This is a genomic window from Actinopolymorpha singaporensis, assembly GCF_900104745.1.
GTDB lineage: Bacteria > Actinomycetota > Actinomycetes > Propionibacteriales > Actinopolymorphaceae > Actinopolymorpha > Actinopolymorpha singaporensis.
Genome location: NZ_LT629732.1, coordinates 6291852 through 6313761 on the forward strand (window position 1 = coordinate 6291852; position 21910 = coordinate 6313761).

Consider the following 21910-nt stretch of genomic DNA (forward strand, 5'->3'; position numbering starts at 1 on the left):
ATCCACGGGAGGTCGTCCATGCCGTCCACCGCCACCACCTCGCGCGCCCTGTCCGGCGACCCCGGCAGCCCCGGCGAGCCCGCCCAGCCTGCTGTCCCCGGCACCGCCGCCGGCCCGATCGTCGTCCCGCCCGGTCTGGCCGGGGTGAGCGTCACCGACACCTCGATCGGCCACGTACGCGGGCGCGAAGGCTTCTACCACTACCGGCAGTACTCCGCGGTCGATCTGGCCGAGCGCCGTACGGTCGAGGACGTCTGGCACCTGTTGTTCTCGGGTGAACTGCCCGACCGGGAGCAGCGCGCGGAGTTCACCGCCCGACTAGCCGGGTACCGCGAGGTGCCGGCCGGCGTGCGTGACGTGCTGCCCGCGATCGCGGCCGCCGCGCCCGCGCCCCTGGACGGCCTGCGGACCGCGCTCTCCCTCGCCGGCGCCGCCCAGGGCATGCGGCCGATATGGGACCTGGACGAGGCGGCCCGCCGTGAGGACGCGCTGCGCCTGTGCGCACAGGTCCCCACGCTGCTGACCGCGCTGCACCGGCTGGGGCAAGGTGAGGAACCGGTTCCGCCACGCCCGGATCTGTCGTACGCCGCGAACTACCTCTTCATGCTCACCGGCACCGAACCCCGCCCCGAGCACGCCCGAGCGATCGAGCGGTACCTCGTCTCCACCATCGACCACGGCTTCAACGCCTCCACTTTCACCGCCCGGGTGATCGCCTCCACCGGCGCGGACGTCGCGGCCTGCCTGGTCGGTGCGGTCGGCGCGCTGTCCGGACCGCTGCACGGCGGTGCACCGAGCCGTGCACTGGACGCGCTGGACGCGATCGGTACGCCGGACCGGATCGACGCCTGGGTACGCGAACGCATCGAGCGGGGCGAGCGGATCATGGGGTTCGGCCACCCGGTCTACCGCACCGAGGACCCGCGGTCGCGACTGCTCCGCCGTACGGCCTGCGAACTCGGCGGCGACCTGGTGGAGTTCGCGACGGCGGTGGAAAGCCGGGTGCTGGCGCTGCTCGCCGAACTCAAGCCGGACCGCGAGATCCACACCAACGTGGAGTTCTACGCCGGGGTGGTGATGGAGTTGTGCGGGCTGCCCCGGACGATGTTCACGCCGACGTTCGCCTCCAGCCGGGTGATCGGCTGGTCGGCGCACGTACTGGAGCAGGCGCGAGACCGGAAGATCATCCGGCCGGACGCGAGGTACGTCGGTACGCCTCCTCCGCAGCCGTTGCCGGAGATCTGACCCGTCAGCCCGACGTGTTCGGAGTGCCGGGCGGTGGGCCGGTGTAGAGGGCGCGGGGCCGGAACCGCACCCGGTGGGGGTACTCCTCCAGCGCGTGCGCAACCAGCCCCGCGATCCGCCCGAGCAGGAAGATCATCTCGCCGGATCCCTCTGTCAAGCCGAACTTGACAGCGAGCGCGGCCAGCGCCAGGTCCACGTTGGGCGCCGGCCCGCCGTGCCGGCCGACGACCCGCACGAGTTCGGCCACGATGGCGTCGACCCCGCCGTGCGGAGGCTGCACAGAAGGCTGCCCAGAAAGCTGCTCGGAAGGCTGCTCACCGGCGATGCGCACCAGCTCCAGCAGGGCGTCCGCGCGCGGATCCCGCCCGGAGTAGACCTTGTGGCCGAAGCCGGGCAGGTGTTCCCCGCCACGCAGCCGGTCACCGACCACCCGGGGCACTGCCGCGGGGTCCGGCGTCGTACGCAGCAACGTCTCCAGGCCGGAGGCGCTCGCGCCGTGCAGGATCCCGCCGCCGGCACTCAGCCCGGTGAGCACCACGAGGTACGGGTCGGCCCACACCGACGCGGCGACCCGGGCGGCGAGGGTGGAGGCGGCGAGTTCGTGGTCGGCGAGCAGGACCAGGGCCGCGTTCAACGCCCGGATCTCACCCGGCCCGGGTGCCCGGTCGGCCAGCCGCGACCACAGCCGCTCGGCGACGGAGAAGCCAGGGGCGGGCGAGCGTTCGGGCAGGGAGTCGACGATGCCGGCGACCAGCGCTCGTGCGGACGCCACCACCGCCGCCGGCCGGCGGTCGTCGCGTACGGGATCCGCGGCGGCGAGCGCGGCCACCACCACTCGCATCCGGTCCACCGGCCGGGTGGACGCGGGCAACGCGGCCTGGGTTCGCCGGCCCACCTCGACCGCCGCCGGGGAGGCCTGCCACGGTCCGGTGTGCGCGCTTTCCCACAACAGCGCGGCGACCGCCTCGAACGACTCGGTCCGGGCGAGCACCACCGCGTCGCGTCCCCGGTAGTACAGCGCGCCCTCCGGGTCGAGCAGGGTCAGGCCGGTGTCGACGACCACCTCCAGCGCGCCTGCCCGGCCGCCACGGCGGTTCCTCCGGGCCAGGCGTTCGACCTCGATCCGGTCGAACCGCGACGACCGCCGGTCCGCGCCGCGGTGGCGGGTCAGCACACCCCGGCTCACGTACGCGTACACCGTCTCGGCCTTCACCCCGAGCAGGTCGGCGGCCTGGGCGGTGGTCATCCAGCGGGTGGACTCGCTCACATCGGCAACCTCATCACATCCGCGACCGGGTGGGCGGAATAGAGTCGGGCCATGGCGCAGGAGCGAGAGCAGGACTACCGGATCGAACGCGACACCATGGGCGAGGTCAGGGTTCCCGCCAAGGCGAAGTGGCGGGCACAGACCCAACGCGCGGTGGAGAACTTCCCGATCTCCGGGTCGACACTGGAGGCCCAGCACATCCGGGCGCTCGCCCTGATCAAGGGCGCGGCGGCGAAGGTCAACGCCGAGCTCGGTGTCATCGACGCCGACCTCGCCAAGGCGATCCAGGAGGCAGCCGCCGCGGTGGCCGCCGGGGCTCACGACGCGCACTTCCCGATCGACGTGTTCCAGACCGGCTCGGGCACCTCCAGCAACATGAACACCAACGAGGTGCTGGCCACGCTGGCCACCGAGGCGCTCGGCCGGGCGGTCCACCCCAACGACCACGTCAACGCCTCGCAGTCCAGCAACGACGTGTTCCCCTCCTCCATCCACATCGCCGCGACGTACGCCGTCCTCAACGACCTGATCCCGGCGCTGTCGCACCTGTCCGACGCGCTGGAGACGAAGGCGGCCGAGTTCGCCGAGGTGGTGAAGTCGGGGCGTACGCACCTGATGGACGCCACGCCGGTGACGCTCGGCCAGGAGTTCGGGGGGTACGCCGCGCAGATCCGCTACGGCATCGAGCGCGTGGAGTCCACGCTCCCCCGCGTCGGTGAGCTTCCCCTCGGCGGCACCGCGGTCGGCACGGGCATCAACACCCCGCCCGGGTTCGCCGAGAAGGTGATCGCCGAACTCGTCGAGACGACCGGACTGCCGCTGCGCGAGGCTCGCAACCACTTCGAGGCGCAGGGCGCCCGCGACGCGCTGGTCGAGCTGTCCGGTCAGCTCCGCACGATCGCGGTCGGCCTGTACAAGGCGGCCAACGACATCCGCTGGATGGGCTCCGGGCCGCGCGCCGGCCTCGGTGAGCTCGCGCTGCCCGACCTGCAGCCGGGGTCGAGCATCATGCCGGGCAAGGTCAACCCGGTCATCCCCGAGGCCGCCCGCCAGGTCGTGGCGCAGGTCGTCGGCAACGACGCGGCGGTGGCGTTCGCGGGTTCGCAGGGTGACTTCGAGCTCAACGTCATGCTGCCGGTGATCGCCCGCAACCTCCTGGAGTCGATCCGCCTGCTCGCCAACGTGAGCGTGCTGTTCGCCGACCGGCTGGTGGCCGGGATCACCGCCAACGCCGACCGCTGCCGCGAGTACGCCGAGTCGTCCCCGTCGGTGGTCACGCCGCTGAACCGCTACATCGGCTACGAGAACGCCGCGAAGGTCGCGAAGACCGCGCTCGCCGAGCGCAAGACCATCCGGCAGGTCGTGATCGAGCAGGGGTACGTCGAACGCGGCGACCTCACCGAGGAGCAGCTCGACCGGGCGCTCGACGTCCTGTCGATGACGCACCCCTGATCCGGGTCCCGGATCGCTCATGCCCGACGAGGCCCGCGAACCGGCGGCCGGACGGCAAGGTGGTCATGGGGCCGGGGTTCTCCGCGCCGGAGATCGCCTCGGTCCTGCGCGGCGGCCGGCCGGATTCTTCCGCGGAAGGATCCGGCGTTGCCCGCCCACCGGATGAGCAGGCTGACCGGCGTGGCCGAGGATGACCACGAGACAGGTGCGCGTGATCGTTCGCGACTAGGATCGCGACGGTGAACCTCTCCTCCGGTACGCCCCCCGAACCCAGCGCCCTGCCCGGGGAGCGTCCCGGGACCGCCGGGATGCGCCCGTCCGGCTCGCCGCCGTACTGGCAGCCGCGCATGCAGATCTGGTGGCACTACCGCCGGCGCACCTGGCTGCCGGGGAGTCCGGAGACCGTCCGGCCGATGACCGTCGTACGCGACGACGCCGACGGCCTGGTGGCCTGGCTGGCGCCGGGCACGCCGGTGCTGCGGCCGGTGCTCACCGACGGCCGCGAACCGCGTTCGGTCCACATCGACGACTGGTACCGCGTCCGGGACAACCGCTCACTCAAGCGGACCCGTTGGCGCGGTACGGGCATCCTCAAGGTCGCCCCGACCGGGGTCCCCTGGTCGGTCTGGCTGTTCTGGCTGCCCGACGGGACGTTCCGCAACTGGTACGTCAACCTCGAGGACGTCCACGTCCGCGACGACCTCCACGTGGTGACCCAGGACCACGTCCTCGACGTCGTCGTGCAGCCCGACCGCAGCGTGCAATGGAAGGACGAGGACGAGCTCGCCGCCGCCGTACGCTGGGGCCGCTACCAGGCCGCCGACGCCGCGGAGTTCGAGAAGGACGCGCACGCCGTCGAGGAGGTGGTGGCCCGGTGGGGTTCGCCGTTCTGTGACGGCTGGGAGAACTGGCGCCCCGACCCGAGTTGGCCCATCCCCTCGCTCCCGCCCGACGCCGCCCAGGCCGACTTCTGACCCACGTGCCGCATGACGGACCGCTGCCGGACGAGCCGCCGCACGGCGCGCCGACGAACCTCACCGACCTCCTTGCCCGCTGGCGGGTGCCGGCCCCCGATGCGGTCCGCCCCGCCGGTCCGGGCACCAACAACTCCGTGCACGTGGTGGAGGCGGGCGGCCGGCGTTATGTCGTACGCGGGTACCAGAACCAGTCCGCCGACCGGGTGGCCGCCGAGCACCGGCTGCTGACCGGCCTGGCGGACGTGGGACTCTCGTTCGCCGTGCCGCGGCCGCTCCCCACCCGCGACGGGGCGACGTTCGTACCAACTCCGAGCGGCCCGGTCGCGCTGTTCGGCTACCTTCCCGGCCGTCCCGCCGGGCGCACCACCCGCGACCTCGCCCTCGCCGGCGAGGTTCTCGCCTACCTGGATCTCGCGCTCGCCGAGCTCCCCGCCGGCCTCGCGCCCGCGGACTGGCGCCATCCGCTGTCGGAGGTCCACCCGGCCGTTCCGGACCTCGGTGAGCTCGCCGCCGAACTCGCTCGCGTGCTGCCAGGTGAGCAGGGCGACGACCCGGGCTGGCTCCATGCCGCCGCCGAGCGGGTGGACGCGATGCGGGTGCGATGGTGGGAGACACTGCCCGTCCAGGTCGTACACAACGACTTCGCGCTGGGCAACCTGCTCGTGCACGACGACGGCAGGCCCAGCGCGGTGCTCGACTTCGAGTTCGCGGGGCTTGACCTGCGGGTGGCGGATCTGGTCGGGGCGGTGTCGATGGCAACCGCCGAGTGGCAGCCGTCGGACCGCGCCACGGACGTACTCTGCCGGGCGTACCTGTCCCGGCTCCCCCTGAGCACCGCGGAGCGGGCCGCGTTCCCCGACCTGCTCCGGCTGCGCGCGCTGGAGTCGCTGGTGTGGCGGGCGGGCCGATGGCGGCAGGGGCAAGCCCGGCTTGACGAGGTACGCGACCGGCTGGCCGGTGCGCGTCAGCTCGACCGCTGGCTCGAGCAGCACGGCCCTACGCTGGTCGACGACCTGACCGCCCTCTGAGTACGCCGGACGCGGTACGCACACGACCTTCCGGGGAAGGACGCGGCCGACCGGCCCCCTCGGCGAGGCTGGTCCGTGACGAGCCGCGGAGCAGCCGCGGCCGCACCGAGCCGGGGATCGGCCGCGGCCACCTCGGGCGAGAAGGGCTCAGGTCATGGCGACACACGACGCATCGGCTGGCACCAGGAGTACGCGCACCGGTGGAGCGGGGGCCGGCGGACCGGGGGCCGGCAGCTCCGCCGGGGCGCCCACGAAGGCCTGGACGTTCACGACGTTCCGCACGCTGGTGGCCCTGCAGGCGGTCGCGATCTTCGTCCAGGCGATCACCGCCGGGATGATCGTCGCGGGCCGGTCGGGCGCGAAGGACCTGCACGGCGGCACGGCCACCCTGGCGTTTGCGTTCTCCCTGCTCACCCTGGTCGCGGCCATCCTCGTCTGGAAGCCGGGAGGCGGTTCGCCGCGGATCATCGTGCCCAGCACGGTGATGCTGGTGCTCATCGTCGTCCAGGCCATCCTCGGCGGCTCGCACCAGAAGCTGGTGCACGTACCGCTCGGGGTCGCGTTGTTCGGCGGCGTCATCGTGATGGCCATGCGGGCGTGGTCGCGACCGGGCGGCGGCTCCCTCTCCTCCGCCTCCCGAGCGTGAGCCTGAGCCGCCGGCAGGCGCTGCGAATGTTCGGGGCGGGCACCCTCGCCGCGCTGACGGCGACGTCAACCTCGGCTTGCTCATTGCTGGGAAGCAGCAGCCCGGAACCCCGGCTGCTGCCCAGCACCGCCGAGCTACCGCCGCCGTTCCGGGTGCCGCTGCCGATCCCGCCCGTCGCCCGGCCGATCCGCACCGACGCCACCACCGACTACTACGACCTGTCGCCGCGGGTCGCCGAGCAGGAGATCCTGCCCGGCACCCGCACCAGGATCTGGGGGTACGCCGGACGGTTCCCCGGACCCACCGTCGACGCGCGCAGCCGCCGCCGAGTGGTCGTGCACCAGACCAACGAGCTGCCGGTGCCCGTGGTGACTCACCTGCACGGCGGGCGTACGCCACCGGCGAGCGACGGCTACCCGACCGACCTGCTCCTGCCCCGGCACGGCGACTTCCCGACCGGTATGCCCGACCCGCGGGCGCGGGTGACGCGCGGCAGCAGGACGTACGAGTTCCCGCTCGACCAGCCGGCCGCGCCGCTGTGGTACCACGACCACCGGATGGACTTCACGGCTCCGCAACTGTGGCGCGGGCTGGCCGGCATGTGGTTCGTCCGCGACGACGAGGAGGACGCCCTCCCCCTGCCGCGGGGCGAACGCGAGCTGCCGCTGATGATCTGCGACCGGTCCTTCGCCCCGGACGGGAACCTGCGCTACCCCGCGCTCGACCCGCACCTGCGCGACCGGCCCGGTGTGCGGGAGGCCTACATGGGCGGCGTGCTCGGCGACGTCATCCTGGTCAACGGCGCACCCTGGCCGCACCTCGATGTCAGCGCCGCGCGCTACCGGCTGCGGATCCTGAACGCCTCCAACGCCCGGCGTTACGAGCTGACGCTGCGTCCCACGCCTGCGGGCGCCCCGGCGTTCGTGCAGATCGGCAGCGACGGGGGCCTGCTGGCCCGCCCGGTGCCCCGTTCCACCCTCACGCTCGCCCCCGCCGAACGCGTCGACGTCGTGGTCGACTTCGGCAGGTTCCCGGTGGGCACGACGGTGGTGCTGGCCAACGCGGCCGGCGAGGACGGCGCCGCGCGGGTGATGCGGTTCCGGGTCGTACGCCGAGAACGCGACGCGACCCACGTGCCTGCCCGGCTGGCGGAGGTCGAGCGGCTCGACCCGGCGAAGGCGAGCGTCACCCGCGAGTTCGCGTTCGAGTCGGGGGACGTGCACGGGCACGCGGGCTGGACCGTCAACGGCGAGGCGTTCGACCCGGCGAAGTTCCTGGCTCGGCCCAGGCTCGGCGCCACCGAGGTGTGGCGGCTGACCAGCGACGTGGCCCATCCGGTGCACCTGCACCTGGTGCAGTTCCAGGTGCTCACCCTCGACGGCGAGCCGCCGAAGGCGGACCTCGGCCGCAAGGACACCCTCGACCTGCGCCCGGCACAGACAGCGGAGATCATCGCCCGCTTCGACGGCTACCGCGGGAGGTACGTCCTGCACTGCCACAACCTCGAACACGAGGACATGGCGATGATGGCCAACTTCGAGGTCGTCTGACCCCGAAGCCGGCCGTCGTTCAGATCGCCCCCTGCCGGGGAGGAAGGCTCAGGCAGACGTGGGTTCGCCGCTGGCGGCGTTGGACCCCTGCCGTGTCAACCCGAGGTTGGCACCGTTCTTGGGGTCGAACAGGTGGATCTTGGACACGTCCACCCAGAACCTGCCCGGCTGGCCCTCGCGGATCCGGCTCGCGGGGTCGAGGGAGATGATGAGCTGCGGGCGCATCGCCTCCATGTCGAGTTCCTGTGCCAGCGTGTCGATCTCGGCACGGATCTCCTGCTCGGACTTGTACGGCACGTAGGCGTACTGCTCGTTCCCGAGCCACTCGATCACGTCGACCGTCGCCTCGAACGTCTCACCGCGCGGGTGCTTGGCCGAGTCGACGTACTCCGCATCCTCGAACGACCCCGGCCGGATGCCCGCCACCAGCAGGCGTCCTTCCAGGGCTGCCGGGTCGTAGACGTCCGGCAGCGCCACGTTGCCGAACGGCAGCTCGATCCGGCCGTCCTTCACCGTGGCCGGCAGGAAGTTCATCGGCGGCGCGCCGATGAAGCCCGCCACGAAGAGGTTGACCGGCTGCTCGTACAGCTCACGCGGGGACGCGCACTGCTGCAGGACTCCCTTGCGCAGAACGGCAACGCGGTCCCCGAGGGTCATCGCCTCGGTCTGGTCGTGGGTGACGTAGACCGTCGTGGTGTCCAGCTGACGCTGCAGCCGGGAGATCTCGGTCCGCATCTGCCCGCGCAGCTTGGCGTCGAGGTTGGACAGGGGCTCGTCGAAGAGGAACGCCTCCGCGTCCCGGACGATCGCCCGCCCCATCGCCACCCGCTGGCGCTGACCACCGGACAGCTGACTCGGCTTGCGCTGCAGGTGCTCGCGCAGCTCGAGCAGGTCCGCGGCGTGCTCGACCTTCTCGCGCACCTCCTGGTCGGACTTCTTGGCGAGCCGCAACGGGAACGCGATGTTCTCGTAGACGGTGAGGTGAGGGTAGAGCGCGTAGTTCTGGAAGACCATCGCGAGGTTGCGGTCGCGCGGCGCCTTGTCGTTGACGCGTTCGCCACCGATCAACAGGTCACCGGAGGTGATGTCCTCCAGCCCCACGATCATCCGGAGCAAGGTGGACTTGCCACACCCGGACGGGCCGACGAGGATCATGAACTCGCCGTCGGCGATCTCCAGGCTCACGTCGTTGACGGCCGGATAACCATCGCCGTACTGCTTGACGATGTTCTTCAACTCGATGACTGCCACTGCGCATCAACCCTTCACCGCGCCGGACGTCAGCCCGGCCACGATCTTGCGCTGGAAGAAGAGGACGAGCACGATCACCGGGATCGTGACGACGACCGCGGCCGCCGCGATCGCGGCCGTGGGTTGTTCGAAGAAGGACTCCCCTGTGAAGAACGCCAACGCCGCCGGCACCGGCCGGGCCGCGTCGGAGGCGGTCAGCGAGATGCCGAACACGAAGTCGTTCCAGGCGAAGAAGAACGTCAGGATGGCGGCGGTGAACACGCCGGGAGCCGCCAGCGGGACGATCACCTTGCGGAACGCCTGCCACTGGGTGGCACCGTCGACCTGGGCGGCCTGCTCCATCTCCCAGGGAATCTCCCGGAAGAACGCCGAGAGCGTCCAGATCGCCAGCGGCAGGGTGAACGACATGTAGGGGATGATCAGCCCGAGCCAGGTGTCGTACAGGCCGAGCGTCCGCCACATGTCGAACAGCGGCGGCACCAGCGAGATGGTCGGGAACATCGCGATCGCCAACGCCATCGACAGCACCAGCTTCTTTCCCCTGAACTCCAGCCGGGCGATGGCGTAGGCGGCCAACGTGGCCAGCACCACCGACGCCACGGTGGAGATCAGCGAGATGCCGACGGAGTTGCGCAGGGCGCTGAGGAACAGGCCCGAGTCGAACACCGTGCGGTAGTTGTCCAAGGTGGCTTCGGTCGGGAAGAAGCCCGGCGTGTTGGCGTCCTTCTTCAACGACAGCGACAGGATCCACGCCACCGGGAACAACGTGTAGAAGACGATCGCCAGCCCGGCGACCGCCCACCAGACCTTGCGGCCGTTCATCACCGATCACCTCGCACCTGGGACAGGTCGGTCCGGAACAGCTTGATGAAGACGAAGGCGATGATCAGCACGGTGAGGAACAGCAGCACCGACACCGCCGAGCCGAGCCCCACCGCCGTTCGGGTGATCATCTGCCGGTACGCCAGGAAGGAGACCGTCTCGGTGCCCTGCGCGCCGTTCGTCATCACGAACACGCTGTCGAAGATGCGGTAGGCGTCCAGCGTGCGGAACAGCAGCGCGACCATGATGGCCGCCCGCATGTTGGGGATGGTGACCTTCCACAGCCGCTGCCACCAGGTGGCACCGTCGACCTTGGCGGCCTCCTGCAGATCCTCGGGTACCTGCGCCAACCCGGCGAGCAGCAGAAGCGACATGAACGGCGTCGTCTTCCAGATCTCCGACATCGAGATCGCCACGATCGAGGAGCCGAACTGCGCGAAGAAGTCGTAGTTGTCCAGGCCGAACCAGGAGTTCACGAACCCCGAGTCGGGCGCGAACGCGAACTTCCAGGCGAACGCCGAGACCACCGTGATGATGCCGTAGGGCACCAGGATTGCGGTGCGCACGATGCCCCGCCCGAACAGGATGCGGTGCATCACCATCGCGAACGCGAAGCCGATGACGAGCTCCACCACCACGGTGATCACTGTGATCAGCACGGTGACGCCGACGTCGCGCCACCACAGGCCGTCGCTCAGCACCATCGTGTAGTTGGCCAGGCCGACGAACCGCCGGGACTCCGGGTCGGTGATCCGGTAGCTCTGCAGGGAAAGCCACACGGCCTGCAACATCGGATAGGCCGTGACCGCCAGCATCACCACGAATGCCGGTGCGCACAGGTACCACCCCAGGCGCTGCTCGTGGCGGGCCCGGTCGGTCAGTCTGCGGCGGGCGGTCGAGGGAGCCGGTTTCTCGATTGTCGTTGTCGTCATGGTTCCTCCCTTCCGCCTCAGATCAGCTCTTTGTCGTGGAGGACAGCGACTATCAGCCGCGCGGTCGCCCCGGGGGTCTTGCTCGGGCTGACCGTCGACGCCGGGTGCCAGGTGCGCTGGATGGCCGCGGTGATGTCGGGGTAGTACGGCGTGATCGGCCGGGGCGCGCCCTGGTCGACCGACTTTCGCAGCAGGTCGGCCATCGGGAACGCCTTGCGGATCTCGGGATCGGCGTAGACCGACTCCACGGTGGGCAGCAGGCCCTCGCCGAGCATGTACTCCTTCTGGCTGGCCGGTGAGGTGATGCAGCGCACCGCCTCGACCGCCTCCTTGGTGTGCCGGCTGAACGCACCGACGGCGAGGTTGATCCCGCCCAGCGGCGGCGCGCTCGGCTTGCCCTTGACGACACCCGGCCAGCGGGCCCAGCCGAAGTCGTCAACCTTGGCTTGCTGCTCCTTGATCTGCTTGTCGAGCGCGGCCCGCTTGCCCGCCGGGGCGCTCTTGCGCTGCGTCTTCAGGTCGTTCAGGGTGCCCGTCTCGGCGGTGTAGACGAACGGCCAGTTGGTCATGAAGCCGCCGTTGTCGGCGTTGAAGCCGGCCTGGCTGGTGCCCTCGTCGGAGTTGCTGATGTCGGCCGAGGCGGCCTTCGAACGCCCCAGCGTGCGCAGCACGTCGGCGGCGGCGCGACCCGCTGCGGAGTCGATGGCGGGCTTGACGTCCTTGCCCGCTTCGGGATTCTTCAGGATCTGCCCGCCCGCCGAGGCCACCAGCGAGTTGATCAGCACGGTGTAGCCCTCGTAGCGGGACGCCTGCACCTGCACGGTGGTGCCGGTCTTCTCCGCCGCCGCGATGACCTGCTTCCACGTCACGTCGGAGTTGGATCCGAGGTCGAGGCCGGCCTTCCTGGCAACGGACCTGTGGTACCACAGCACCTGGGTGTTGGTGTTGAACGGAACGGCGTACAGCTCGTTCTTCCACTTCGCCGCCTCGAGCGGTCCGGCGAGCATGCCCTTGGTGAGCTGACCGGCCTGGCTGCCTTCGAACTTGTGCAGGAACCCCGCGTTGGCGAACTCCGCGAGGTAGGGCAGGTCGAGGCTCATCAGGTCGATGCCCTTGTCACCGGCGGCGAGCCGGCGGACGAGTTGCTCGCGCTGTGCGGTGGAGTCGCGGGGCAGCAACGCCGTGGAGATGCGGTACCTGCCGCCGGCCTGCTGCGTGCACTTCTGCGCCAGCTTCGCCTGGCCGCCGTTGTCGGGGTTGATGTACCAGGTGACGACCGGGGGCCCGGAGTCGCTCCCGCACCCGGCAAGGGCCGCTCCGGCCGCGAGGGTGAGCGCCGCGAACAGCGCTACCCGGCGGCGTCCGGGATTCTTCGACTCCGGTCTCCGGCCCTTTCGGCCGGCTGCGTCACGCACTGCGCCTCCAGGTCGACTCGCCTGCACGTTCCTTCGGTCAGGTCACGATCAGATGAGATGAACGAATGGTCGTGGAGGACTTTTGTCCCGTTCCTTCATCCTGTCGCACTTGACCGATTCCGCAACACGCCACACCACGGGATCGCAGGGCGCGGCCCCGTGCGTTCGGGCTGCGGACCGGCGGCGTCATCCGCCGAAGGATCACGGCCGCGTCTGCGGCCCTGAGCTGTGGAAACCCGGGGAGAGTATCAGGCAAGGGGTGCTTGCGTCGTTGACGACGGGAGCCGGAAAACCATGCCCGGCCAGCAGATTGCCGGGCACTTCGGACGAAACGCGAGCTGTGATTCAGGTCTCGCGGACCGGCTCGGCAGCAGCGATGGGGTTCGGTGCCGGTGGACCGGCTCGGTGCCAGTGAATCGGCTCCGTGCCAGTGAATCGGCTCCGTGCCGGTGGATCGGGTCGGCACCGGCCGGCTCAGTACCAGTTGTGGGCCTGCCACCACGACCAGGCGCCGCAGGGCGTGCCGTAGCGCGACTCGATGTAGGCCAGCCCCCACTTGATCTGGGTGGTGGGGTTGTCCCGCCAGTCCGAGCCGTACGCGGCCATCTTGCTGCCGGGCAGCGCCTGCGGAATGCCGTACGCACCCGAGCTGGCGTTGACCGCGTGGTGGTTCCAGCTGCTCTCCCGGGTCCACATGGTCACCAGGCACTGGTACTGCGCGTCGCTCCAGCCGCGGGCGGCGACCAGGCGGGCGGCGATCTCCTTCGGCGAGCCGTTCTCCAGCCGCGCCCGCGCCTGGGCAGCGGCCCGCTCGCGCGCAAGGGCCTCGCGTTCGGCCGCACGGGAGGCGCGCTCGGCGGCACGGAGCCGCTCGACGGCGGTGCGGTCGATGACGTCCTCACCCGTGGCGGGGACGACCTTCTCCGGCTTCTTCGCCACGGTCGGCGTGGCCTTCGGCTTGGGAGTCACGGTGCGCGTGGTGTGCCGCGGCGTCGCGGACTTCGGCTTGAGCTCGGCGGCCCGCTTGGCGGTCAGCGTGCCGCGACCACCCAGATCGGACACCGCAAGGTTGTTGAGCGCGCCGGTGCGATGGCTGCCGGCGACCAGGACGCCCGCGCCGACGGCACCGGTCACCCCGAGGCTGGCCGCGGTGACCGCGGCGAAGGCCGGGCTGATCCGGAATCCGCGCCGGGCCGGCCCCGCCCCCTCCGCCGGAACGGGGAGTGCGACGGCCTCCGGCTGCCTGACCTCGGCCGGCTCGCGTACGTCGGCGCGTACGTCGGCGGCGCGTACGTCGACCAGCTCGCGGACGTCGGTCTCGCGTACGTCGATCACCTCGCGGGCGGCGGCCGGAAAGGACCGCGCCGGCTTCCGGGTGGCGTCGGCCCGCCTCGCCCCGGTCGAGGGGGCCGGCAGCCGGGTCGTGAATCCTGCGCCGCGTCCGCGCGCTCGATGCTTCGCGGGTGCCCGGTGCTTACCGGCGTAGCTCGCCACACACGCCTCCAGAGATCTCTCGCGACTGGCCGGGGCCGCGCCGCGTCGGACTACAGTGCGTACGGTTGCCTACGGTACGCGACGAAGTGGAGGCTTTCGGTCACCTCTCGGTGGTGTCGGGGCCGTCACCTCGGCGACCACCCCGGCCGTCCTCACAACGAGATGTCCTCGAGCATCTCCGTCACGAGGGCGGCGATCGGAGAACGCTCCGAGCGGGTCAGCGTCACGTGCGCGAACAACGGGTGCCCCTTGAGCTTCTCGACCACTGCCACTACTCCGTCATGGCGCCCGACTCGCAGGTTGTCCCGCTGACCAACGTCATGAGTCAGGACAACTCGGGAACCGGAACCAATCCGGGACAATACCGTGAGCAGTACGTTGCGTTCCAGCGACTGTGCCTCGTCGACCACGACGAAGGCGTCGTGCAGGGACCGGCCGCGGATGTGCGTGAGCGGAAGCACCTCGAGCATCCCCCGGTCGATGACCTCCTCCACGACGTTCGCATTGGTCACCGCGCCCAGTGTGTCGAACACCGCCTGTGACCAAGGCGCCATTTTCTCCGCCTCGCTGCCGGGCAGATAGCCCAGATCCTGCCCACCCACGGCGTACAGCGGCCGGAACACCACGACCTTGCGATGCTGGCGGCGTTCCATCACCGCCTCCAGACCGGCGCACAGAGCCAGCGCGGACTTTCCGGTTCCGGCCCTTCCGCCGAGGCTCACGATCCCGATGTCGGGGTCCAGCAGCAGATCCAGGGCGACCCGCTGCTCGGCCGATCGACCGCGCAGTCCGAACGCCTCCCGGTCGCCGCGGACCAGGCGTACCCGCTTGTCGGGGGTGACCCGGCCCAGGCCGCTGCCGCGCTCGGACAACAGCACCAGGCCGGTGTGGGTGGGCAGGTCACGGGCGGGCTCCAGGTCGACCGACCCCTCCGCGTACAGCGTGTCCAGGTCGGCGCCCACCAGGTCGACCTCGACCATGCCGGTCCACCCGGTCTCGACCGGTAGCTCCGCGCGGTACTCCTCGGCGACCAGGCCGACGGCCGACGCCTTCACCCGCAGGGGCAGGTCCTTGGACACGAGTACGACCTCGCGCCCTTCCGCGGCCAGGTTGAGCGCTACCGCGAGGATGCGGGTGTCGTTGTCCCCCAGCCGGAATCCGACCGGCAGAACCTCCGGATCGGCATGGTTGAGCTCGACGCGCAGGGTGCCTCCGGACGTACCGATAGGCACCGGCTCGTCCAGCCGGCCGTGTCGTACCCGAAGTTCGTCGAGCAGCCGGAGCGCCGTGCGGGCGAAGTAGCCGAGCTCGGGGTGGTGCCGCTTGCCCTCGAGTTCGGTAACCACCACGACCGGCAGGACGATCTCGTGCTCCTCGAAGCGCCGCAGTGCGTTCGGGTCGGCGAGCAGGACGCTGGTGTCGATGACGTACGTGCGGTTGGCGTTCGGGTGACCAGCGGATGTGTCCACAGCCTCGGTCGAGGTCGGCGTCGACAGCTCGGACAGCTCAGACGACTCGGACGACTCGGACGACTCAGATGCAGCCACGTTCGGTCCCCTTCGGACCCGCGGCGCGCACCCAGCGCCCGGTCCTGAGTGCGAGCGACTGGCCGGGACCGGCCGTCGGGCCGGGTGCCGGCCCGCCTCGTGCCGGGGGTCTGCCACCCCGGGGCGCGATCGTCGTGCGTGGCCCGCTCCGCCTTTCGGCGGGAGGAGGACTGCTGCACACGCATCGATGGGCCTCCCGGACGCCCGGGGATGATCCGGCGCGTCAGGTTCGACGGTACGTGCCAACCGGGCGGCCGAACAGAGGGACACGCAAGCCGGTGGATGAAGCTCGCGTTGCGCCCGCGTTGCCGGCGAGCGAATTCGTCAAAGGCCGTAGCGGCGGTTTCGAGCTGCGTACGCCCGGATCGCCCGGAGAAAATCGACCTTCCGGAAATCCGGCCAGAGCGCCTCGCAGAAGAAGAACTCGCTGTAGGCGCTCTGCCACAACAGGAAGTCCGACATTCGCAGCTCCCCCGACGTGCGGATCACCAGGTCGGGGTCGGGCTGGCCCTTGGTGTAGAGATGCGCGGCGATGTGTTCGACGTCGAGCACCTCCGCGAGGTCCTCGATCGTCGTGCCCTTGTCGGCGTGCTCGTGCAGCAGCGCCCGCACCGCGTCGGCGACCTCACGACGGCCGCCGTACCCCACCGCGACGTTGACCAGCAGGCCGTCCACGGCGGCGGTGGTCTCCTCGGCATCCTTGAGCACCTGGGCGATCCGCTCGGGCAGCAGGTCGCGCGCGCCGACCGGGTGGATCCGCCAGCGCCCGGTCGCGGCGAGCTCGCCGACGAGACCCCCGATGACCTCCAGCAGCGGGTCGACGTCCGCCGGCGGGCGGCGGAGGTTGTCGGCGGAGAGCATGTAGATGGTGACTACGCGTACACCGACCTCCTCGCACCAGCCGAGGAAGTGCGGCACCTTGGCGGCACCGGCGTCGTAGCCGAAGCGCACGTCGTCGGCACCCGCCGCGCGCGCCCACCGGCGGTTGCCGTCGATCATCACCGCGACGTGACGTGGCACCCGCTCGGACGGGATCGATGCCGTCAGGCGGCGCTGGTAGATGCGGTACAGCAGGCCGGGCAGGGCCATCGTCACCTCCGAAACGCTGGACCGAGGCTACCGCCGACGTCTACGGCTCCGTTCGGTGACCGGCTGGTACGGCGTCGCGACCCCCGCTCGTACGTGACGTCCCTAGACTTTCCGCATGCGGATCCTCAAGTACACCCACTCCCTTGTCCGGCTGGAGAAGAGCGACCGGGCGCTCGTGATCGACCCCGGCTCGTTCAGCGAGGAGGAGCCGCTGGACGGGGCGGAGGCCGTTCTGATCACCCACGAGCACACCGACCACCTCGACGTGGACAAGCTGGCCCGGCACCCCGACCTGCAGATCTGGACCAACGCCGCGGTGGCCTCCCTGCTGACCGACGTCGACCCCGACCGGCTGCACGTGGTCGCCGCCGGCGAGCACTTCGTCGCGGCCGGCTTCGAGGTGGGTGTGTACGGCGAACTGCACGAGGTGATCCACCCCGACCTGCCGCCGGTGCCCAACATCGGCTTCTTCGTCGACGACTCCTTCTTCCACCCCGGCGACGCGTTCACCGTGCCCGACCGGCCCGTCGACACCCTGATGGTGCCCACGTCCGCTCCGTGGCTGAAGTCCTCGGAGTCGATCGACTACATCCGCGCGGTGCGGCCGCGGCTCGCGGTGTCGGTGCACGACGGACTGCTGAACGACATCGGGCTGGGCCTGGTGGACAACCTGGTGGGCGGGATGGCCGAGCAGGCCGGGTCGGAGTACCGCCGGCTCGCGTCCGGTGGGGCGATCGACATCTGACCCGGAGCCAGGGTCCGGGAACGCCGCCGGAAGGCGGACCTGGGATCGTTGGGCCCATGCCGCGTTACGCCCTGCTCGTGCTGCCCGCCACCAACCGGGTGTACGCCGAGGCCTCGGTCGACCTCACCCGCGCCGAACTCGGTGTCTTCGCCGAAGCCGTGCTGGGCGGGCGGGTCACCGACGTGGCCGAGGAGACGCTGGGCGGCGTCCCGTACGTCACGTTCGGGGTCGCCGAGCCTCTGGGCGCCCGCGATGTCGCGTACCTCTCCCTGCTCTCCTCGGCGTACGCGCTGTTCGAGCTCCGTGACCTTCCCGAGCCGCTGCTGAGCCCGGTGACGCTGACGCCGCTGGACCAGTTCGACGACGACCTGCTGACCATCCAGAAGTACGTCGGCAAGACCAACGAGTTCTTCACCAAGCTGCTGCTCAACGTCACCGTGCTGGCCTCGGCGTCCGCCGGTGACATGCTCGACCGCCGGCTGCGGATCCTGGACCCGCTGTGCGGGCGCGGCACCACGCTCAACCAGGTGCTGATGTACGGCTGGGACGCCGCAGGCATCGAGATCGACGGCAAGGACGTCGAGGCGTACTCCGGTTTCCTGCGCACCTGGCTGAAGCGCAAGCGACTCAAGCACCAGGCGGAGCTGACACCGATCCGCCGTGACCGCAAGGTGCTGGGCCGGAGGTTCCACGTGACGCTGGGCGCGGACAAGGCGGCGTACAAGTCCGGCGACGCGCTCGACCTGGCCGTGGTGAACGCCGACACCCGCCGGGCACGCGACTTCTTCCGGTCCGGCTCGTTCGACGCGATCGTCACCGACGCGCCGTACGGCGTACAGCACGGCAGCCGCTCGGGTGGGCCCGGAGAGCTCTCCCGGTCACCGCTGGACCTGCTGTCGGCGGCGCTGCCCGGCTGGGTCGACCTGCTTCGACCGGGCGGCGCGCTGGGGATGTCGTGGAACACCCACGTGGCCCGGCGCGAGGACGCGGCGGCGGTGCTGACCGCGGCGGGCCTGCGGGTGTGCGACGACCCGGCGTACCTCGGCTTCCGGCACCGGGTCGACCAGGCCATCATGCGGGACGTTCTGGTGGCGACCAAGCCCGGCGACTGACCCGGGCCCGAAACCGCGGGTCAGCTCTCCGGCTTGTCCCCTGCCTTGTCTTCGGGCTGGTCCTCGGCCGCGAGCGGGTCGTCCGCCGACGTGGCGTCGGGCCCGGCCGCGCGCACGCGTTCGACGTGGGCCATCGCCGTGCGCAGCTCGCCGAGCCAGCTCTCCGCGTGCTTGCCCACCAGCTTGACGCACCAGGCCAGCGCCTCCGAACGGGTCCGGGCGACCCCGGACTCGACGAGGGTGTCGAGCACCCGCCGCTCGGGCTGCCGCAGCCGGGTCATCACCGGCACCGACAACGTGGTGAAGGTCTCCCGGGCCTCCCCGCACAGCGCGCCCCAGGCGACCTTCTGGCCGGTGGCGTGCTCGAGCTCGCGGGCGATCCGGATCCGGTCGTCTCGGGTGCGCTCGCGGAACTCCTTGATCCTGCCCAGCTCCGCGGCCGCCCGCTCGGCCGGCGACACCTCACCGTCGTGGCGGGGCGGGGTCAGCTTCCCGACGACGGTGATCTCCTCCCGGTCGGTGGTGAGCTCGACGACCTCGAACCACTCCTGTGGGATCCGCCCGGAGAGCCAGCCGCGGATGCGTTCCTCGCGTTCCTGCCGTGTCATGTAATGATGATTACACCGTTACGAGCGCCCGGCAAGGCACCGGGATCAGCTGGATGCGCTGCCCACCGACTGGCGCTCCTTGCGCTCGGCGAGTTTCTGCCGCCCGAGCGTGACGACTCGTCCGAAGTTGACGTCCCACCCCACACCGAACACCTTCGGCATGAACAGCCGCCGGTCCTCCGGAGCCCACCAGGCGGACCGCACCTTCTCCACGCTCGGCATGCGGTAGTCGTACGGGACGCCCAGGATCCGGCCCTGCCAGGTGCGCTCCGCCGACGGCCGGCGCAGCTCCCGGGTCAGCGACGCCGCAACCAGCGCCCCGGTCGTCGCCCAGACCAGCGAGTCCAGTCGACGGCCCCGCTTCTTGTTCTTCCGCTTCGCCATGTTTGTTCGCTTCCTGATCGACTACATGAATCCGGTGTGCTGGTCGTTCGGCGCCGCAGCCGCCGGTCAGGTGGTGCCGCGCACGCCGAGCCGACGAGCGAGTTCGGCCGGCTCGGTGAGCGGGCGGTCGCAGACGAACCCCCGGCAGACGTACGCCGCGGCCCGGTCGTCGACGAGTCCCCGATGCGCCAGCAGCGGGACCTGACCGTCGCCATTGTGGCCGGTTTGCGGCGTTGCGTCGCGCGCTGACGCATCCGGCGCGCCGACGACCACGACGGTGCCCGGCGCCGGCGAGCGCAGCGCCAGCCGGTGCAACCGCTCGCGGCCCGGATCGTCCGGCGTACCGACGACCGCCACCTCTACCGGACCGGCGAGCAGTGCCTCGGCGACCGCGAGCCCCCATCCGGCTGCCCTCGGCGCGCGGTCGGCGAGCCGGTCCGCCACCGCGAGCGCGCTCTCCGCGGCCGCCCGGTGCCGTTCGGACCCGGTGAGCGCGGCGTAGGTGAGCAGCGCGCCGGCCGCCGCCGACCGTCCGGACGGAACGGCGTTGTCGGTCGGGTCCTGCGGACGGCGGACGAGGCGTTCGGCGTCGTCCGCGGTGTCGAAGAATCCGCCGTCACCGGTGCCGAACCGGTCGAGTACGACGTCCAGCAGACCGCCGGCGCGGGCCAGCCAGACGGGGTCGCCGGTCACCGCCAGCAGCGCGAGGTACCCCTCCGCCACGTCGGCGTAGTCCTCCAGTACACCGGGGCTGTCCCCGGCCACGCCGTCCCGCGACGTACGCACGAGTCGCCCGTCGGCGCCGGTGTGCAGTCGTACGAGCAGGTCGGCCGCCTCGGTCGCCGCCCGGACGTACTCGGGCACCTCCAGCAGTGCGCCCGCCTCGGCCAGCGCGGCGATGGCGAGGCCGTTCCACGCCGCGACCACCTTGTCGTCACGGCCCGGGCGAACCCGCTGCTCCCGGGCCTGCGCCAGTCGCGCACGCACCTCGGCGAACCACTGCGCGTCGTCGGGGTCGCGCGGCAGTTGCAGGGTCGAGGCGCCGTGCTCGAACGTCCCCCGCTCGGTCACCGCGAAGGTCCGCGCGGCGGCGGCTCCGTCGTCCGGCCCGAGCACCTCGCGCAACTGGTCCGGCGTCCAGGCGTAGAACTTCCCCTCCACGCCCTCGCTGTCGGCGTCCAGCGCGGACGCGAAGCCACCCTCGGGGGTGCGCAGCTCGCGGAGCAGGAAGTCGGCGGTCTCGCGGACCACCCGCTCGGCCAGCGGCGCCCCCGTGAGCCGCCACCAGTGGAGGTAGACGCGCAGCAGCAGCGCGTTGTCGTACAACATCTTCTCGAAGTGCGGGACGACCCAGACCGCGTCCACGCTGTAGCGGGCGAAACCACCGCCGAGCTGGTCGTACATCCCACCGCGGGCCATCCGGTCGCAGGTCTGCTCGACCATGGCCAGGGCGGTGTCGGCCGCATCTGCGTCGGCGCCAGGCCCCGGCCCCGGCTGCTCCCCGCGGCGTACGGCGGCCCGGAGCAGGAACTCCAGCGCCATCGACGGCGGGAACTTCGGCGCCCCGCCGAAGCCCGCGTTCCGCAGGTCGAAGTCGTGCCGCAGCACCTCGACCGCCGTGTCCAGCCGGTCCGCGCCCGGCGCCCGGCCGGACGGGAAACCCGTGCCGGCGAGCTGCGCGACGATCGACCCGGCCGACTGCACGACCTCCTCACGCCGCTCGCGCCAGGTGCGCGCCACCGCCTCGAGCACCTGCGCGAACGACGGCAGGCCGTGGTGCGGCGTCGGCGGGAAGTACGTGCCGCAGTAGAACGGCTCGCCCGTGGGAGTGAGGAAGCAGGTCATCGGCCAGCCGCCCTGGCCGGTCATCGCCTGCGTCGCCTCCATGTAGACGGCGTCGACGTCGGGCCGCTCCTCACGGTCGACCTTGATGTTGACAAAGTGCTCGTTCATGTACGCGGCGGTGGTGTCGTCCTCGAACGACTCGTGCGCCATCACGTGACACCAGTGGCAGGCGGAGTAGCCGACGGACAGCAGGATCGGGACGTCGCGCTCGCGTGCCTGCGCGAACGCCTCCTCTCCCCAGGTGTGCCAGTCGACCGGATTGTCCGCGTGCTGGCGGAGGTACGGGCTGGTGGCGTTCGCGAGACGGTTCACTCCTCCAACCTACGCACGCACCGGCGTACTCGCCCCACCCGGCCGAGAACGTCGCGTGGTGTCGGCGCGCAGAAGCAGAATGGCGAAGTGCGTCACCAGCACCCTGATCGCGGCCGCCTCATGGTGTCGTCAGCGATGACGCTTTCAGTCGTACGCTCAATGCCTGGCTTCGGGTAGGCGCAACCCTCC

At 71.1% G+C, this 21910-nt stretch carries 19 protein-coding genes; 8 read left to right on the plus strand and 11 right to left on the minus strand.

The genetic code is table 11. From position 1 onward, the window contains the following. Positions 1-18: 18 nt before the first annotated feature. Positions 19-1245, plus strand: a complete 1227-nt coding sequence (locus BLU27_RS28165; RefSeq protein ID WP_092656789.1) for a citrate synthase/methylcitrate synthase — start codon at positions 19-21, stop codon at positions 1243-1245. Between the two features lie 4 nt (positions 1246-1249). On the opposite strand, the gene BLU27_RS28170 is transcribed toward BLU27_RS28165, so the two are convergent. Then, on the minus strand, positions 1250-2512 hold the full coding sequence (locus tag BLU27_RS28170) for a citrate synthase (protein WP_197681610.1): 1263 nt from the start codon (positions 2510-2512) through the stop codon (positions 1250-1252). Positions 2513-2563: 51 nt separating this feature from the next. On the opposite strand from BLU27_RS28170, the gene BLU27_RS28175 reads away from it, so the two are divergent. The 5 genes from BLU27_RS28175 to BLU27_RS28195 all read left to right on the plus strand — a co-directional run bounded on the left by BLU27_RS28175 (position 2564) and on the right by BLU27_RS28195 (position 8165). Then, positions 2564-3964, plus strand: coding sequence for a class II fumarate hydratase (locus BLU27_RS28175; protein WP_092656791.1), 1401 nt, complete (start codon positions 2564-2566; stop codon positions 3962-3964). 239 nt (positions 3965-4203) lie between these two features. Then, complete coding sequence (locus BLU27_RS28180) at positions 4204-4938, plus strand: ribonuclease FAU-1 family protein (RefSeq protein ID WP_197681611.1); 735 nt, start codon at positions 4204-4206, stop codon at positions 4936-4938. 5 nt (positions 4939-4943) lie between these two features. Continuing rightward, positions 4944-5969, plus strand: coding sequence for a phosphotransferase enzyme family protein (locus tag BLU27_RS28185; protein WP_157728845.1), 1026 nt, complete (start codon positions 4944-4946; stop codon positions 5967-5969). Between the two features lie 154 nt (positions 5970-6123). After that, positions 6124-6615, plus strand: a complete 492-nt coding sequence (locus tag BLU27_RS28190) for a COX15/CtaA family protein (RefSeq protein WP_092656797.1) — start codon at positions 6124-6126, stop codon at positions 6613-6615. Then, on the plus strand, positions 6612-8165 hold the full coding sequence (locus BLU27_RS28195; RefSeq protein ID WP_241827687.1) for a multicopper oxidase family protein: 1554 nt from the start codon (positions 6612-6614) through the stop codon (positions 8163-8165). The genes BLU27_RS28190 and BLU27_RS28195 overlap by 4 nt, the downstream gene beginning before the upstream one ends. Positions 8166-8213: 48 nt before the next feature. On the opposite strand, the gene BLU27_RS28200 is transcribed toward BLU27_RS28195, so the two are convergent. The 7 genes from BLU27_RS28200 to BLU27_RS28230 form a co-directional block, all read right to left on the minus strand. Further along, positions 8214-9416, minus strand: coding sequence for an ABC transporter ATP-binding protein (locus BLU27_RS28200; RefSeq protein WP_092656800.1), 1203 nt, complete (start codon positions 9414-9416; stop codon positions 8214-8216). Between the two features lie 6 nt (positions 9417-9422). Continuing rightward, positions 9423-10238, minus strand: a complete 816-nt coding sequence (locus BLU27_RS28205; protein ID WP_092656802.1) for a carbohydrate ABC transporter permease — start codon at positions 10236-10238, stop codon at positions 9423-9425. Further along, the gene (locus BLU27_RS28210) at positions 10238-11170 is read right to left on the minus strand and encodes a carbohydrate ABC transporter permease (protein WP_092656804.1); all 933 of its coding nucleotides are present in this window, start codon (positions 11168-11170) and stop codon (positions 10238-10240) included. The genes BLU27_RS28205 and BLU27_RS28210 overlap by 1 nt, the downstream gene beginning before the upstream one ends. Before the next feature lie 17 nt (positions 11171-11187). After that, positions 11188-12585: an extracellular solute-binding protein gene (locus BLU27_RS28215; RefSeq protein WP_197681612.1), complete on the minus strand. Its 1398-nt coding sequence runs from the start codon at positions 12583-12585 to the stop codon at positions 11188-11190. Positions 12586-13059: 474 nt separating this feature from the next. Next, on the minus strand, positions 13060-14079 hold the full coding sequence (locus tag BLU27_RS30710) for an aggregation-promoting factor C-terminal-like domain-containing protein (protein ID WP_241827688.1): 1020 nt from the start codon (positions 14077-14079) through the stop codon (positions 13060-13062). Between the two features lie 152 nt (positions 14080-14231). Further along, positions 14232-15575, minus strand: coding sequence for a PhoH family protein (locus BLU27_RS28225; protein ID WP_197682008.1), 1344 nt, complete (start codon positions 15573-15575; stop codon positions 14232-14234). Between the two features lie 375 nt (positions 15576-15950). Continuing rightward, positions 15951-16715 carry an isoprenyl transferase gene (locus BLU27_RS28230; RefSeq protein ID WP_092656806.1) on the minus strand — a complete coding sequence of 255 codons (765 nt, stop codon included), beginning with the start codon at positions 16713-16715 and terminating at the stop codon, positions 15951-15953. 115 nt (positions 16716-16830) lie between these two features. Here BLU27_RS28230 and BLU27_RS28235 point away from each other — a divergent pair, with 115 nt between their 5' ends. Both BLU27_RS28235 and BLU27_RS28240 read left to right on the plus strand, forming a co-directional pair. Then, on the plus strand, positions 16831-17460 hold the full coding sequence (locus tag BLU27_RS28235; protein ID WP_092656808.1) for an MBL fold metallo-hydrolase: 630 nt from the start codon (positions 16831-16833) through the stop codon (positions 17458-17460). A gap of 56 nt (positions 17461-17516) precedes the next feature. Beyond that, entirely contained in the window at positions 17517-18572 is a 1056-nt protein-coding gene (locus BLU27_RS28240) for a TRM11 family SAM-dependent methyltransferase (RefSeq protein WP_092656810.1), read from the plus strand. Positions 18573-18592: 20 nt separating this feature from the next. On the opposite strand, the gene BLU27_RS28245 is transcribed toward BLU27_RS28240, so the two are convergent. From BLU27_RS28245 to BLU27_RS28255, 3 genes are all read right to left on the minus strand, one after another. Next, positions 18593-19180, minus strand: coding sequence for a hypothetical protein (locus BLU27_RS28245; RefSeq protein WP_092656812.1), 588 nt, complete (start codon positions 19178-19180; stop codon positions 18593-18595). Positions 19181-19225: 45 nt separating this feature from the next. Further along, positions 19226-19564, minus strand: a complete 339-nt coding sequence (locus BLU27_RS28250) for a DUF5808 domain-containing protein (RefSeq protein WP_092656814.1) — start codon at positions 19562-19564, stop codon at positions 19226-19228. A gap of 66 nt (positions 19565-19630) precedes the next feature. After that, positions 19631-21721, minus strand: a complete 2091-nt coding sequence (locus BLU27_RS28255) for a thioredoxin domain-containing protein (RefSeq protein ID WP_092656816.1) — start codon at positions 21719-21721, stop codon at positions 19631-19633. Positions 21722-21910 lie beyond the last annotated feature (189 nt).

What these genes read in the sequence shown, in the direction of transcription:
- BLU27_RS28240 (WP_092656810.1), top strand. Translation starts at nt 17,517, where the DNA reads ATGCCGCGTTACGCCCTGCTCGTGCTGCCCGCCACCAACCGGGTGTAC.
- BLU27_RS28205 (WP_092656802.1), bottom strand. Translation starts at nt 10,238, where the DNA reads ATGAACGGCCGCAAGGTCTGGTGGGCGGTCGCCGGGCTGGCGATCGTC.
- BLU27_RS28175 (WP_092656791.1), top strand. Translation starts at nt 2,564, where the DNA reads ATGGCGCAGGAGCGAGAGCAGGACTACCGGATCGAACGCGACACCATG.
- BLU27_RS28210 (WP_092656804.1), bottom strand. Translation starts at nt 11,170, where the DNA reads ATGACGACAACGACAATCGAGAAACCGGCTCCCTCGACCGCCCGCCGC.
- BLU27_RS28190 (WP_092656797.1), top strand. Translation starts at nt 6,124, where the DNA reads ATGGCGACACACGACGCATCGGCTGGCACCAGGAGTACGCGCACCGGT.
- BLU27_RS28230 (WP_092656806.1), bottom strand. Translation starts at nt 16,715, where the DNA reads ATGGCCCTGCCCGGCCTGCTGTACCGCATCTACCAGCGCCGCCTGACG.
- BLU27_RS28165 (WP_092656789.1), top strand. Translation starts at nt 19, where the DNA reads ATGCCGTCCACCGCCACCACCTCGCGCGCCCTGTCCGGCGACCCCGGC.
- BLU27_RS28235 (WP_092656808.1), top strand. Translation starts at nt 16,831, where the DNA reads ATGCGGATCCTCAAGTACACCCACTCCCTTGTCCGGCTGGAGAAGAGC.
- BLU27_RS28250 (WP_092656814.1), bottom strand. Translation starts at nt 19,564, where the DNA reads ATGGCGAAGCGGAAGAACAAGAAGCGGGGCCGTCGACTGGACTCGCTG.
- BLU27_RS28245 (WP_092656812.1), bottom strand. Translation starts at nt 19,180, where the DNA reads ATGACACGGCAGGAACGCGAGGAACGCATCCGCGGCTGGCTCTCCGGG.